This is a genomic window from Limisphaera sp. VF-2, assembly GCF_049537125.1.
Taxonomy (GTDB): Bacteria; Verrucomicrobiota; Verrucomicrobiia; order Limisphaerales; family Limisphaeraceae; genus Limisphaera.
The window spans coordinates 153,125-167,570 of the sequence record NZ_JBMVQY010000003.1 but is presented as its reverse complement, the minus strand read 5'-3'; the positions used below and the strand labels follow the sequence as shown (position 1 = coordinate 167,570).

9 protein-coding genes are annotated in these 14,446 nt (G+C 65.8%); 4 read left to right on the top strand and 5 right to left on the bottom strand.

Features of this window, described 5'->3' with window-relative positions:
- Positions 1 to 8 precede the first annotated feature (8 nt).
- Positions 9 to 1,292, top strand: a complete 1,284-nt coding sequence (gene tyrS / locus ACPDIT_RS10805; RefSeq protein ID WP_423443375.1) for a tyrosine--tRNA ligase — start codon at positions 9 to 11, stop codon at positions 1,290 to 1,292.
- 69 nt (positions 1,293 to 1,361) lie between these two features.
- Positions 1,362 to 2,660, top strand: coding sequence for an MFS transporter (locus ACPDIT_RS10800; RefSeq protein WP_423443373.1), 1,299 nt, complete (start codon positions 1,362 to 1,364; stop codon positions 2,658 to 2,660).
- Positions 2,661 to 3,296: 636 nt separating this feature from the next.
- On the opposite strand, the gene ACPDIT_RS10795 is transcribed toward ACPDIT_RS10800, so the two are convergent.
- The gene (locus ACPDIT_RS10795; protein WP_423443372.1) at positions 3,297 to 4,562 is read right to left on the bottom strand and encodes an MFS transporter; all 1,266 of its coding nucleotides are present in this window, start codon (positions 4,560 to 4,562) and stop codon (positions 3,297 to 3,299) included.
- A gap of 956 nt (positions 4,563 to 5,518) precedes the next feature.
- Between ACPDIT_RS10795 and ACPDIT_RS10790 the strand changes: the two genes are divergently transcribed.
- Together ACPDIT_RS10790 and ACPDIT_RS10785 are read left to right on the top strand one after the other, a co-directional pair.
- Positions 5,519 to 6,238 carry a DUF554 family protein gene (locus ACPDIT_RS10790; protein ID WP_423443371.1) on the top strand — a complete coding sequence of 240 codons (720 nt, stop codon included), beginning with the start codon at positions 5,519 to 5,521 and terminating at the stop codon, positions 6,236 to 6,238.
- A 56-nt stretch (positions 6,239 to 6,294) separates the two neighbouring features.
- On the top strand, positions 6,295 to 7,545 hold the full coding sequence (locus ACPDIT_RS10785) for a M20/M25/M40 family metallo-hydrolase (RefSeq protein WP_423443369.1): 1,251 nt from the start codon (positions 6,295 to 6,297) through the stop codon (positions 7,543 to 7,545).
- Positions 7,546 to 7,614: 69 nt separating this feature from the next.
- On the opposite strand, the gene ACPDIT_RS10780 is transcribed toward ACPDIT_RS10785, so the two are convergent.
- The 4 genes from ACPDIT_RS10780 to ACPDIT_RS10765 all read right to left on the bottom strand — a co-directional run bounded on the left by ACPDIT_RS10780 (position 7,615) and on the right by ACPDIT_RS10765 (position 13,363).
- Entirely contained in the window at positions 7,615 to 9,642 is a 2,028-nt protein-coding gene (locus ACPDIT_RS10780; protein ID WP_423443367.1) for a response regulator, read from the bottom strand.
- A gap of 14 nt (positions 9,643 to 9,656) precedes the next feature.
- A complete protein-coding gene (locus ACPDIT_RS10775; protein WP_423443365.1) occupies positions 9,657 to 10,109 on the bottom strand; it encodes a response regulator in 453 nt (150 codons plus the stop codon).
- On the bottom strand, positions 10,106 to 11,779 hold the full coding sequence (locus tag ACPDIT_RS10770) for a sensor histidine kinase (protein ID WP_423443363.1): 1,674 nt from the start codon (positions 11,777 to 11,779) through the stop codon (positions 10,106 to 10,108). The genes ACPDIT_RS10775 and ACPDIT_RS10770 overlap by 4 nt, the downstream gene beginning before the upstream one ends.
- Before the next feature lie 480 nt (positions 11,780 to 12,259).
- A complete protein-coding gene (locus tag ACPDIT_RS10765; protein ID WP_423443361.1) occupies positions 12,260 to 13,363 on the bottom strand; it encodes a hypothetical protein in 1,104 nt (367 codons plus the stop codon).
- Positions 13,364 to 14,446 lie beyond the last annotated feature (1,083 nt).

The window sequence follows — 14,446 nt, the reverse complement described above, 5'->3', positions numbered from 1 at the left end:
GCCCCGCGATGACAGGTACCAACATCTGGCAGGAATTGAGCTGGCGCGAATTGATCGCCGACTGCACGGACGCAGCGGCCCTCAGCCAGCGCACCACCCCTTTGACGTTGTACTGCGGATTCGATCCCACGGCCGACAGTCTCCACGTGGGGCACCTGGTTCCCCTGCTGGCCCTGCGTCGTTTCCAACAGTTCGGGCACCATCCCATTGCGGTGGCCGGCGGCGCCACCGGTTGCATCGGTGACCCCAGCGGGAAGTCCACGGAACGCGTGCTCCTCAGCAAGGAACAGATCCGCGCCAACGTGGAGGCCGTGCGTCCCCAACTGGCGCGGCTGCTGGATTTCGAGACGACCCTCAACCCCGCGCGGCTCGTGGACAATGCCGATTGGACGGCCCACGTCACCTATCTCGATTTCCTCCGCGACATCGGCAAGCATTTCACCATCAATCAAATGCTGGCCAAGGAGAGCGTGCGGGCCCGACTCCAGGACCGCGAATCCGGCCTGAGTTACACCGAGTTCAGCTACATGCTGCTGCAGGCGTACGACTTTTACGTGCTGTGCCGCGATTACGGCTGCGAACTGCAGATCGGCGGCAGCGACCAGTGGGGCAACATCACCGCCGGCATCGATCTCATTCGCAAGAAACTCGGCCGCACCGCCTACGGCCTGACCCTGCCCCTCATCACCAAGGCCGACGGCACCAAGTTCGGCAAAACCGAATCCGGCAGCGTGTGGCTCGACCCCGCCAAGACCAGCGTGTACCGCTTCTACCAGTTCTGGATCAACACCGACGACCGCGACGTCATCCGGTACCTCAAGTACTTCACCTTCCTCACCGCCGAGGAAATCGCCGCCCTGGAGGCCGAGCACGCGCAGAATCCCGGGGCCCGTGCCGCTCATCGCGCCCTGGCCCGCGCCGTCACCGAACTCGTCCACGGCCCCACCGCCACCGCCGAGGCCATCCGCGCCAGTCAGGTCCTCTTCGGCGGCGATCTGGACGGCATCTCCGAGTCCACCTTCCGCGAGATCATGGACGAAGTGCCCTCGCTCCGGCTCGACCGAACCCGCCTCGACGGCCAGGGCCTGGCGCTGGTCGATCTGTTGGTGCAGGCCGGCCTGGCTCCCTCCAAAAGCCAGGCCCGCAAGGATATCGAGGGCGGAGGCATCTACCTCAACAATGTTCGGGAAGCGTCGGTGACGCGCATGGTGCAACACCGGGATTTGTTGTTCGGACGTCACCTGCTCCTGCGCAAGGGCAAAAAACATTACGTGCTGGTGACCGCAGAATAACATCCGGGCAGGGAGCCGCCTGTCCATCGCATCGTCCGCGCCGCCTCCTCCCAACCCGCACCTTCGCCCATGGCCCCCCTGACCACCGCGGAAGAAGTCCCGCTCCCTCCCCGCAGACCCGGGCCGGCCCATCCGTACGATGTCCTGCGGAATCGGGATTATCTGCTGTATCTCGTAGGCCGGCTGATCGCGGTTCTGGGCCAGCAAATGGCCGTCGTGGCCGTGGGTTGGGAACTTTATGACCGCACGGGCAGCGCCCTTTCGCTGGGGCTGGTGGGTCTGACGCAGATGCTGCCCATGCTGTTGTTCACCCTTCCGGCCGGTCACGTGGCGGACAATTACGACCGCCGGCAAATCATCCTGGGCACCACCGCCGTCATGGCGCTGGCCGGTCTTGGCCTAGCTCTCGTCAGTGCCATGCATGCGCCCGTGACCTGGATCTACGTGTGCCTGTTCCTTGCCGGCGTCGGCCGCACCTTTCACTGGCCCGCCAGTGCGTCGTTCCTGCCCCACCTGGTCCCCCGCGAGCTGTTCTCGCGGGCCGTCACCTGGAACAGCAGCACTTTTCACCTGGCTTGCGTGGTCGGGCCGGCGGCCGGGGGTGCCCTGCTTGCGTGGGCCAACCAGCCCGCCGTGGTCTATGCCGTGTACGCGGCGGCGCACCTGCTCTGTTTCGCCCTCGTGGCCACCATCGCCCCGCGCCCCAGCGGCCGCAGGCCGGAGCCGTTCACGCTGCGAAGCCTCGTGGCCGGGTTTCAGTTCGTGTTTCACCAACGGGTGCTGCTGGGGGTGATTACACTCGACCTCTTTGCCGTGTTGCTCGGAGGGGCGACCGCGCTGCTGCCCATTTTCGCCAGGGACATCCTCCGGGTCGGCCCCAGCGGTTTGGGCCTCCTGCAAACCGCCATGCCCCTGGGCGCGGTGGCGTGCGCCCTCGTGCTGGCCCATCGGCCGCCCCTCCAGAGGGCCGGACGCGCCATGCTTACCGCGGTGGCCGTGTTCGGCCTGGCCACCTTGATGTTTGGGTTTTCCTCCTGGTTTTGGCTGTCATTCCTTCTGCTTGTGACCTGCGGCGCGGCGGACAACATCAGCGTCGTCGTACGCCACACCCTGGTCCAATTGTTGACTCCGGACGAGAAACGCGGCCGGGTTTCCGCGGTCAACAGCCTGTTCATCGGCACCTCCAACGAGCTGGGAGGGTTCCGTGCCGGCACCGTGGCCCACTGGTTGGGTCCGGCCCTGGGCAATTCCATCCCCACCGGCGCCATCCTTTCCGTGGTCACGGGCGGCCTCGGCACCCTGTTGGCGGTCCTCGTCGTGGCGTGCGTCTGGCCGGAAGTCCGCCGTTACGGCCGCCTGGACGCCTGAGCCACGCATGCATCCTAAGGCATCCCGGGCCGGAATCAGTGGCGGAGCCACGCCTGTCGCCGCGTCGTTCCGCGTAGCAACCACTGCCAAAAGCCGCGCGGACGCCTCCACCAACTGCCCTTTTGGTGCCGACTGTCGAAGTCGCCAAGGCAGAAAATTGCGGCGAAGGGTCCAGGTGGTCGTTCCGCCGGCTTCCGTTTGGCGGCTGAGGATTTCCAAGAGGTTGGCGCTTGCAACCGTCAGGGCCAAACACAGATCCCGACTGCGGGCGATGGCCACCGCGGCAACGCGCTGGACCTTGGATCGATCCGCCGAGTCTCATGGGAGCCTGCTTTGTGGAGATCCGCCGACTTCCGTCGGCGGCTCCCTTCTTTGAGTTCGCGTCCGCCTTCTGCCCGCGTCTGCGGGGTCGGCAGGATCGATTCGCAGCTTTCACCTGGAAAGGTAAGTTGTCCGAGGGAGACCGGCCTCCTTCCAGAGCTCCCTTGCGTGCCGGGTCTTGGGATGCGGCTTTGCCAGGAGCCGCGCAGGCCGAATCCCCCGCGGGCCAGGTGAACATTCGTCCCAAAGACATCGGCGCGAGTCGACGATCTGACCCCCTGCTCTCCGAACAAACAGGTTTGAAGCCGCCTGCGGCTACGAACCGGCCGGCGAGAGGGGTGGGGATGAGTGCAGCGCCCGCCCTTCCGGTGCCGCGTGCGGCAACCCTCGAGGCCGACCTACTCCGCGATACGCCGCCAGGAAGTACACCAGAACTCCGGCCGTCCACACCCCCAAGCCACTCCAAAACCAGCGCCAGTTCACGCTCGGGCCGACTTGACAAATCGCATACCACACACCGCAGCCCAGGTACCCGACCAGGCTGCCGAACCCCATGGTCATGAGAGTCAGCAGCGCCTGTGCCCGGGCCCGCCATGCCGACCCGATCCGCTCGGCCACATACACCTGGGCCGTAATCATCACGCACGCAAATGACACCCCGTGCAGGGCCACCCCCAGCAGGACCGGACCCGGCCGATCCCATGCACACAACCCAAACCGCACCACGGCAAATCCCAGCCCCAGGGCCAGCGTCCACTTCAATCGCCATCGCGCCAGTAACCACGCCAACAAAAACAAACTCACCACCTCCGTCACCTGCGCCACCGACATCCACGCGCTCAGCGCCTGAAACCCCAGTGTCCGCAAATGCGGCGGTGTGTAGGGATACAGGGCCGCCAGACTCACGCTGAACAACGCCGCCGTCACAAACACCACCCGATGATCTCGCTCCCGCAACAATTCCGTGGCATCCCAGCCGAGCCGTTCCCTCCACGTCCGCGCCTGCTCCGCGGCGGGGGGCGGCACCCGGGGCAACACCCACGTGTACGCGGCCAGTCCCAGCCACGCCAGGGCACACAGGTAACCCGATCGAACCGACCCGTCCGCGCCTGCCAAACTTACCAGCCAACAACCGCACATCCAGCCCAGGGTCGCCATCGCACGCAACGGGCCGAATGGCCGCCCGGACCCGGCCAGCCGGGCAAAGACGATCGCCGTCGAAAGGCTGAACGTCGGCGCCATGCACAACGCCACCCCCTGAATCAACAACCACACCAGCCCCGTGGGCGCGCCTTGCTCGAGGGCCCATGCGGTCAACCCGATCATCCCCGCCGTCCCCGCGGAGAGTGCGCGAACCACCGCCACCGGGGAGACGTGGCGGTCCGCCACTGCACCGAAGAGGAGCGGCGACACGAATGCCGCCGACGCCGACGCTGCAAACGCATACGGACGCAACTCCCCCTGACCCGCCGCGTCCAACAGAGCGCTCAACGGCACAAACCACATTCCCATGGCCAGGGCATGCACAAAGAACAACCCGGCCAGGGCCCCGTGTGTGTCTCCCCACTGTCTGCCCGCCACCCTTCGAAAAGACTGTGCGGCACCGCAAATGCCAAGCGCAAAGCCGTCCTCCGCCCCGATCGTTGCTTCCCCCGGCGGGTCCGCGCACGGCCCAGCCCGGAGGGCCGCCCCGCAAAAGCGCCTGGTGACTGCGCACTCCCCGCCCTCGAAACGGGCAACAGGAACCTGCGAACCGTGGTTTGCGAAGAGTCGAAATCTTCCGGAAAGCGTCCACGCTCCATCACCCACGGGCTGCCCCAAGTGTCCGTGGTCCTGCCTCCGTGCGGTTCCTGCTGTCCGCTGCCGGCTTCCTTCGCCCCGGTTCCCAGCCATGCGATGATGCGGCACCCTCCTCCAGTCGCGGCCTCGAGCCCTCCCGCTCCCCTGTCGGTGTTCTGAGCTTGTCGACGTCACATTCGCCTGGCCGCGCCTTGAGGAATCCCCCTGCCTCGCGGGGCACTTCGCGGTCCAAAAACGGCCCCTCGATGTCCCCGGTGGTTTTCACCAGCTCGGGACAGGCGGTGACCGTTTTCGAGGCCGCACCACGGGCTGGCCGACACGGCCCCGGAGCTCCTCGATAAACCCCTCCCCGCAAGGTCCCGGACTCGCTGTGCCCGTGCGGAGGTTCCGAACGTGGCGCACTCTCCCCTTCAGCAGTGGGCCAGTTCAAACGGGAAGACCCCGGTCGCGAGGTCAAGTTCAACACCTTCCACCGCCGGCGCCTTTCCCGGTTTCCCGGCACCCCGAAGCTTGAACCATGGCCACCCGACACTTGTCGTCCCGAGTGCAACCCCGGTCGCGGCTGTCATTAGCCAGGCCCCGGCTTGATTCTTGAGTGCCTGGCGGGGCTCCGGCCGTGACGTTTCGCAAGCGGCATCCACCCGTTTTTTCCGGAGTTACCTGCTCCTGCTCCAGTTCCCCTGCGGCTGGGGACTTTTGGCTTCCCGGCCGCCTCGGGGCGTGGTTAGGTCGGGCACGTGACAGGCACGGTGCTCAATGCATTGGCGATCGTGGTGGGCGGCGTGGGGGGATTGCTCTGGCCACGGGGATTGCCTCCCGCCACCCAGGGTTGGCTGAAAATCGTGCTGGCCGTGTTGACCGTGTACTTCGGCCTCCGGCTGACCTGGGCGAGCCTCGGCGGATCGTGGGGGTCGATGCTGCGGCAGGTTCTCTTGGTGATCGTGGCACTCGCACTGGGCCGGATCACCGGCAAGATTCTGCAGTTGCAAACCCTCTCGAATGCCGCGGGCCGGTACGCGCGGCGTCAAATGGAGGCGGCAGAACAGGCGCGGCAGCGATGGACCGAGGGGTTTGCCGTGTGCACGCTGCTCTATTGCGTGGCGCCCCTGGCGTTTTTGGGGCCGGCAGCCGAGGCGGTGGGAAAAGACTCCGTGCCGTTGGTTTTGAAGGCGGTGATGGATGGACTGGCCACGATGAGTTTCGTCCGGGTATGGGGGCCCGGCGTGATGTTGTCCGCGCTGCCGGTCCTGGCGTTTCAGGGAACCCAGACGCTGTTGTGGCTGCTGGGGGAACCGTGGCTGATCGCACGGCAGGCGGGCGCAGCCCTCACGGCCACCTGCGGATTGCTGGTTTTTTGTGTGGCGCTGTTGATCCTGGAAGTGCGCCGGATCGAGGTGGCCAGTTACCTGCCGGCGCTGGCGTGGGCGGTGGTGTTGGCGGCCTGGCTGGGTTGGTGAAGGAAGCCGGGGCCCTGCACAAGTCGGGCAAAGGAGCCAAGCTTTCGACATCCTGCATGAATACGGCACGACTCTGGGAAGAAGCGGAAGCGCAGCTGCCCGGGGCACTGGAGTGGCTGCGCCGGATGGTCGAATGCAACAGTTTCTCCGGCAATGCCGAGGGCGTGAACGCCGTCGGGACCTTGACGGCGGCGATGTTCGAGCCGCTGGGATTCCGCGCGGAACGGGTGCGCCCGGCCGAGCCGAATCGCGGCGATCATTGGGTATTGACCCGGCCGGGTCGGGGCGGCCCGCGCGTGGGGTTGGTCTCCCATCTGGACACGGTGTTTCCCCCGGAGGAGGAACAGCGCAACGGCTTCCGATGGTGTCGTGAAGGGGACCGCATCTACGGACCGGGCACCGTGGACAACAAGGGTGGGACCGTGGCCATGTTCCTGATGCTGCAGGTGCTGCGACGCGGGGCACCGGAGTGGTTTGAGCGGGTGGACTGGACCCTGTTGTTCAACGGGGCGGAGGAGGTTTTATCGCCGGACTTCGGACGGCTGGCCCGAGGGCGCCTGGCCGGAGCCGCGGCCGCCCTGGTGTTCGAAGGCGGGCAACGACGCGGAGAGGCGTGGACCCTGGTGACGTCTCGCAAAGGAAGGGCGGTGTTCCGGATTCGGGTCGAGGGCCGGGGTGCGCACGCGGGAACGCGGCCTGAACGCGGTGCCAACGCCGTCGTCCAACTGGCCGAGACGGTGTTACGCGCCGCGAGGGTTACCGATTGGGAACGAAGCCGCTCTGTGAATGTGGGGTGGATCCGCGGCGGCACCGCGGTCAACCGCGTGCCGGAGGAAGCGGAGGCAGAGGTGGAAATGCGAGCCCTCGACCCGGCCGTGTTTGCGGAAGGGAAGGCCGCGTTACTGGCGTTGGCGGGTATCGGAGGGGTCCGGGCCCGCGCCGACGGGCATCCCTGTCGCGTCTGCGTGGATTTGTTGCAGGAAATGCCTCCCTGGCCGGATCAAGAGTCCACGGAGCGACTGTTTCGTTCCTGGGAGACGGCCGGGCACGAACTGGGCTGGGCGGTGGAGCGCGAAACCCGAGGGGGGCTCAGTGATGCCAATTATCTCTGGGATTTGGTGCCGACGCTGGATGGCCTGGGCCCGGTGGGCGACAACGCCCACTGTTCGGAACGCAGTCCGGACGGGAGCAAGGAACCGGAGTACGTGCTGGCGGGCTCGTTCGTTCCGAAGACCGTGCTCAATGCGCTTGCGTTGGTGCGATGGTTGGAGGCGCAGCAGGGCGTGCGACCGGGGCGGGATTGTTGAGCTGCGGGAGGTCTGGCGTTGCCGCGGGCAGAGGCGGGTGAGTTCTGCCGTTGCGCCTTTGGAAAACCGTCAGGGCTGGATCGCAGCCGCGGCCATGGCAGAGTCGGGACCGAAGCCCGCCAGCACGGGATCCAGGTCGGGTGGAGGGGGTGTCCCGATGGGCGCGTCCAGACAGGCGCGGACAACCTGAGCCAGCAGTCCGGGCCGATACGGTTTGGGCAGGAACCAACCATCTTCGAGGCGGAGCCGGTGTCCGGCCAGGGCTCCGCTGTAACCGCTGGTGTAGATGACGCGCAGGTCCGGTTTGCGCCGGCGCAATTCTTCGGCCAATTCCCGTCCATTGATGCCCTGCGGCATCACCACATCGGTGAGCAGGAGGTCCACCCGCCCGCCCACCCGGTCCCAAACGTGCAACGCTTCGACTCCAGTGGCGGCGGCGTGCACGGTGTAGTCGCAGGCCACCAGGAGCTCACAAACCAACTCCCGCAGGTCGGGTTCATCTTCCACGACGAGGATCGTCTCGCGGTGGTGGCCCCGGGGACGGCGCTCGAAGCTGGTGTCGCTGGAGCTGGTCACGGTCCCCGGCGCGGCGGGTAGATACACTTTGAAGGTGCTGCCGGCGCCGGGCTTGCTGGTCACTTCGATCCAGCCCTGGTGTTGTTTGACAATTCCGTACACGGTGGCCAGGCCGAGGCCGGTGCCCTTGCCGGTTTCCTTGGTGGAGAAGAAAGGTTCGAAAATGCGGGCCAGGGTCTGCGCGTCCATGCCGCAGCCGGTGTCGGTGACTTCCAGGCAGACGTAAAGCCCCGGCCGGGGGGCGCCGCGCCGGGCCGCCTCGGCTTCGTCCACCGACAGGGAGGACGTGACCAGACGGAGGCGACCGCCCTGGGGCATGGCGTCGCGTGCATTGACCGCCAGGTTCATGATGACCTGTTCGATCATGCCCAGGTCGGCTTCGACGGCCGGCAGTTGCTCCTCGCAACTCAGTTCCATCAGGATGTCCTCGCCCAAGAGGCGGGAGAGCAACTGGGCGAGGTTGTGGAGGACCTGGTTCAGGTCGAGTCGTTTGACCTGGATGACCTGCTTGCGGCTGAAGAGCAGCAGTTGACGAACGAAGCGGGCGGCGCGGTCGGCCGCGGCGCAGATCTGTTTGACGGAGCGTTCCTCCGGGCTGCCGGCGGGCACGGCCTCCAACAGCAGCTCGGCGTGTCCCTGCACCACGGTAAGCACGTTGTTGATGTCATGCGCCACGCCGGCGGCCAGTTGCCCGATGCATTCCATCTTTTGGGACTGCCGCAGCCGGCTTTCCAGTTCGAGCCGCTCCGTGATGTCATCCAAAGACAGCACCAGTCCATCAATCTGGCCGGAACGGTCCAGCAGCGGGGCGGCATTGAGGGAAAGGACGATCCGGCGCGGGCCCTCGTCCCAGACCCGGCGCAGGTCATGCAGGGGACGGCCGGTCTCCAGGGCGGTTCGGAGGGGCGCCAGGGGCGGGTCCGCCCCGGTGCTTTCGGGATCGTGCAGGGGCCAGTCCAAGACACAGGCGTGACGCAGGGAGCCGTCCGGCCCGCGCAAGCCCAGGATCTGTTCGGCCCGCTGATTGTGGAAGGTGACCTGCCCCCGGCGGTCGGTGACGACGATGCCCACCGGACTGGTTTCCATGATCCGGCTGATGAGGTCGCGGTCGCGACGGAGTCGTTCCTCGGCGCGGCGCCGCTCCAGGGCGTAGCGCAGGACGCGGTCCAGGCCCTCGGCGGTCAGCTCGGATTTCAGCAGATACTCGGCAGCGCCGGCTTGCATGGCGGCCAGGTCCACGGTCGGATCGCCCTGTCCCGTCAGCAGAATCACCGGAGGGCGGGCGGGCAAATGCCGGGTTTCCTCCAGCAAATCCAACCCGGTACGGGCCCCGAGGCGGTAGTCGAGAAGACAGAGATCGTATCGACCCGAGGCCAGGGCCTGCAGCGCCTGATCGTAGTCGGAGATCCAGTGAAGCTGATACTGCCCGGTCAGGCCGGGCCGTCGCAACAAGTCCCGCGTGAGGATGAAATCGTCCTCGTCATCATCCACCAACAGGACCTGGACCGACGGAGCGGTCATGGCGAAGAGTCGTTTTATTCATCCGGCGGCAGCTCCACCACTTCGAACCAGTAGCGGCCCAGGACCCGGACCAGCTCCACCAGCGATTGAAAGGTCACCGGCTTGGTGACGTAGGAGTTCACCCCCAGATCGTAACTGCGCAAGATGTCTTCCTCGGCCTTGGAGGTGGTCAGAACGACGATGGGGATGCGGCGGAGGTGAGGGTCGCTCTTGATCTCGCGCAGGGCTTCGCGACCGTCCTTGCGCGGCATGTTCAGGTCCAACAGGATCAGCCCCGGCAGGGGCGCGCCATTCAGGGCGGCATAGCGGCCGCGGCGGTGGAGATAGTCGAGCAGTTCCTCCCCGTCTTCGACAGTGTGGAATTCGTTGGCCAGCCGGCTCTCCCGAAAGGCTTCCCGCGTCAGTTCGCGATCGTCGGGATCGTCGTCGGCCATGAGGATGGTGATGGGACGTTCCTTGCCTTTCATGGTTGATGCACTTTGGGTTGGTGAACGGGCAGGGTTACAATAAACGTGGCACCCTGCCCGGGTTGACTGCGGGCGGTGATGTCCCCACCGTGCCGCTGGACAATCTTCCGTGCGATGGCCAGGCCAATGCCGCTGCCCTCGTACTGACCGCGGCCGTGGAGACGCTGAAACACGTTGAAGATGCGGTCGAGGTACTTTTCGTCGAAGCCGATGCCGTTGTCCCGCACGAAGAAACGACAAAGGGGTTCCGGGGCGGATTCCGGCCCCCGGTCCGGGCGCGGTCCGTGGAGCGGCTCGGCCCACACCCGGACACGCGGGGGCTCCTCGGGTTTGCGGAACTTGAGGGCGTTCCCCAGCAGGTTTTGGAAGAGCTGACGCATTTGGAGCGGGTCGGCTTCGATCACCGGCAGATCGCCAATCTCGATGGAGCCCCCGGTCTGCTCGAGACGCGCCTCCAGATCGGCCACCACTTCACGCACCACCTCGCCGATGTCCACGGGCTCGAATTCGCGGGCCCGGGTGGTGACGCGGGAGAAGGTCAACAGGTCGTTGATGAGGGTTTGCATGCGCTGGGCCGCCCGACGCATGCGTTCGAGATAGTCCCGGCCCTCGGGGGGCAAACCCTCGGCGAACCGCTCGCACAAACGCTCGCTGAAGACGATGATCTTGCGCAGCGGCTCCTGCAAATCGTGGGAAGCCACGTAGGCGAAATCCTGCAGCTCGCGGTTGCTTCGCTCGAGCTGGGCGGCAAAGGCACGCAACTTTTCGTCCGCCAGTTTGCGCTCGGTAATGTCCAGGCCGATCCCCGCCAACCCGACGATCCGGCCGGACACATCCCGCAGCGGTACCTTCGACGTCAACAACCAGCCGCTGGTGCCGTCGGGCCGGGTGATGCGTTCCTCGCGATTGAGCACCGGCACGCCCGTGGTCAAGACCTGCATGTCGTCGGCATAGAACGCCTCGGCCTGCTCCCGCGGGAAAAACTCGAAATCCGTTCGCCCCAACGCCTCCGCTTCGCTGCGCACGCCCAGGTTCCGCTGATCCACCGGGTTCACCAGGGTTTTGCGCGTGGCAGTGTCCTTCAGATAAATGGCCACCGGGAGATGGTCCACCAGGGTGCGCAGGATGGCCCGTTCGTTGGCCAGCCGCTCCTCCCACTGGCGCCGCTCCGTCACATCCACCAGCGTGCCCACCAGCACCTCGCCGCCGGCATCCGGAATGCGGCGCACATGGATCTCGACGTGGACCGGGGAGGCGTCACCGGGCCCGGCCAGGCGAACCTCGCAACTGGCATGCGTCGCCGGCCCCTGCCGGGCGGCTTGTACGGTCTGCTGAAACGCGGGACGATCGGCCGGGCTGACCAGCTCCGCCAGATCTGTCAATCCCTGGAGACGGTCCCGGGGCTGGCGGCACATCCGGCTGAGTGCCTCGTTGGCGTAGCCTACCCGACCGTTTTTCCAAAGAAACATCCCCACCGGAGCGTGGTCGGCCAGCACTGCAAACAAGTTTCCATGGCTGGCCGCCGGCGCTTCCGCCCCACCCGCACACGATTCCACTGCCCGGTCGGACGGATCGACTCCGCCAGCCGGGCCCGAGTCGGCGGGCGCGGGATCGCCGACCGCCGGCTTCGGACTTTCGCCGCTCAAGCTTCGCTCCATCGTTGCTTCCATGCGGAGACGCAATTCAGCCGCCTCCCTCTCCCACAAGGGGATGGGGAGCCGCCAACGAGGCAGAAGCAGCATGCATGCCAGAAGGCTGGCGGAGCTCGCTAACAAGCTGTCCGGGCGGGGACCGCAACCCTTGGGGGTGCACAGGCCACTGCGCCACAATTAGTCCTGCTCATGCCTTGCCCAGAAAAAGGACAGCCCGCAGCCCTCGCCGACGCGCCTGCAACCAGCAGGCAAACGGCTCCCGGCAAGAACCTCCTACTTGGCTCCGCCGGCCTGAATGGAGGGCATGGGGCACCGCCCGCACAATCTCCGCTCCCTCGGTTGCCCCACGGACCCCGGCCCTCCCGGTTCGGTCCAGCGCCGGCTCTGGAATCCGAGCACCCGAGCGGGTTTGTTGATGCAGAAGGGCAGTTCTTGGAGAAAAATATCCGCCAACTTCTAATCACCGAACGAGTGCGAAGCCGGCGTGCCGGCCGCGATTCACGGCACCCGCAGGCGGAAGAAACTCGCGGGGAACTCAGGCGGTAGGGTCACCGTGTAACGGTCGCCCAAGAGGCTCGCGGCATTGGTCACCGGCGCCCAAATCGGTGAGGACAGTTGCGGAGTCCATTCCAGCGCGCAGTCGGCCCAGTTCGTGGACCAGGCCAATTCGAGGAGGTCCGGGGCTACACGCCGCACCGTCAGCCGCGGCGCCGGCTCAGGGAATAGCGTCAGGAACACGCCTGAATCCGAGGTCCATGTGACGCCCGGCGGACACTCCACCGCCAGGAGCTGGACGCTACCGCCAAAATCGGAGACTCCATCCGCGCTCTGTCCCCGGGGGGTCCAACTCGCCGCCGAGGCCCATGCCTCCAGGCGGGCCGCAAACGAAACCTGGCGCGTGCGCGGAAGAGGGTAGTTATCGCCGGGCATCGCCAACCAGGTGCTCACGGCAAAAGCCTCGGATACGGTGCGCGGCGATTGCTCTGGAACCACCGAGACGTTGTAAGCCCAGCGGCAATCGGAGCCGGGCGGACTCCCCGCACCTTGAAAAACCACCAGCGCATATTGACTGGCATAGCTATAATTGATCCCTGCGCGTCCCACTGCCGCCAGGTTGCCGGTCAAGCGTCCCCGCAGAGTGGCCACAATGCCGCTGGGGTAGGATCCTGCGGGAATGGTAAAACGGAGCCTGTCCCAACACTCCACCAAGGCGTATCCCCCCGCCCCTGCCGGGTTCACGAAATCCACAGGTGGCTTGTACCCGCGGACATATGTCCCCATGCGGCCGCTCGCCAGGTCGGCATGATACCGCGCCACGGACAACTCCCCGTTTGGCCCCAGGTACTCCATCCTGTCGCCCCAAGCGGTCAAATTGGTCGAGGTCCAGCGCCGGAGGCTCGCCCCGAGCTCCACAATCCCGCTGATGCCGAATTCTGCCGCCCGGCCGGGCCAGGAACCACCGCTCCCCAACAGAAGAAACGCCGCGCTCAGCCACGCCCAGAGTCGCCCTGGACCCCGGGCGTTCCCGGCAGACCTGAGGAACGGAGGGGCTGTAGAGCTGGGGTTTGGGGAGGTCGGACGGAGTTCTTGGAGCTGATTCATAAGAAGAATGATGATTCAGAGTCCACGTCTGTTGTGATGCTAATGCAGCTAATGCCTGCCTACGCCGTCCATCCCAGCTTGTCAAGGCCTTGCCCGTCCTGCCTCGGGCCCCGCGCTAAAAAACTTCACCCGCGTTTTCAAAACAGTGCCTGCAATTCGACCAGTGCCAACGTGCGCCAAGGTGTCGGGTGGGGAAGTTGTGTGCATCGTTCCTCTGGCCGGGAACCTCGAGGTCTCATGAACCTCCAACGGTAACGCCCTCTGCTGCGGCTGCTGTATGATCGCCTGAACTGCCAAGAATCTTTGGGATCGTTCCTCCTGGCCGATGAACCAACTTCTTTCAGCTGTGCTGGATGCGCCCGAATGTCATCGGTTTCACTGGCAACTCGTCGCCTACGCTCGCAGCCGGCCTTCGGAGGTGCGTGGGAACAGGGCCACGTTTCTCCGGAGCACCTGCGCGCGTCGTTGGTATGGAAGGCCAGCATTGCGCGGGAGACCGTCTTTCCACATCCGGGAAAGCCGCCCGATGTCAGTTCGCGCGCTTCCGCAATATCGTCCGCAAATCAATTGTTCGACCCATGGCAGCCAACCGCCCCACATTGCCGCTTGCCCCTGTCTGCATGGCTTGCTCACCGGCCAGGCTGCAAACTCATGAAAGGGTCTCTTGGACTCCGCCCCTACCGGAGCAGCCGGACTTTGCGAATCGGATCTTCGTGGGGTCAGTGCAATCGTGCCCGGCCCTGTGCAAGGGCTCGGACGTCCAAGAGATTGCGCTGCCCAAGGTTCCGGGAATGGGTTCCCGTGGCACTGCGTCGCTACTGCGGATGCAGGAGTTCTTGCGCTCCGAGAAGGCACGAGCCGGTTCCGCTGGCCTGTGGATCCGGCGTGTAATAGCGGGCAACTTCCGGCAAGCCGGCGCCTGGCATGGCTCCTGCCCGAAAAGGTTACGCTGATGACGATGGTCCTTTTTCGCCACGGGCTGCACCGCAAGATCCGCCCGGATCGCAGCCCGTTTCCCCACAGCCGGTTGATGTACCATCAAGGAGATCGGGCGTCGGCGGTTGGCCGCGGTTTTGCGCGAAG

Coding starts and splice junctions, on each gene's coding strand:
- ACPDIT_RS10800 (WP_423443373.1), top strand. CDS start 1,362: ATGGCCCCCCTGACCACCGCGGAAGAAGTCCCGCTCCCTCCCCGCAGA.
- tyrS (WP_423443375.1), top strand. CDS start 9: ATGACAGGTACCAACATCTGGCAGGAATTGAGCTGGCGCGAATTGATC.
- ACPDIT_RS10765 (WP_423443361.1), bottom strand. CDS start 13,363: ATGAATCAGCTCCAAGAACTCCGTCCGACCTCCCCAAACCCCAGCTCT.
- ACPDIT_RS10785 (WP_423443369.1), top strand. CDS start 6,295: ATGAATACGGCACGACTCTGGGAAGAAGCGGAAGCGCAGCTGCCCGGG.
- ACPDIT_RS10775 (WP_423443365.1), bottom strand. CDS start 10,109: ATGAAAGGCAAGGAACGTCCCATCACCATCCTCATGGCCGACGACGAT.
- ACPDIT_RS10770 (WP_423443363.1), bottom strand. CDS start 11,779: ATGGAAGCAACGATGGAGCGAAGCTTGAGCGGCGAAAGTCCGAAGCCG.
- ACPDIT_RS10780 (WP_423443367.1), bottom strand. CDS start 9,642: ATGACCGCTCCGTCGGTCCAGGTCCTGTTGGTGGATGATGACGAGGAC.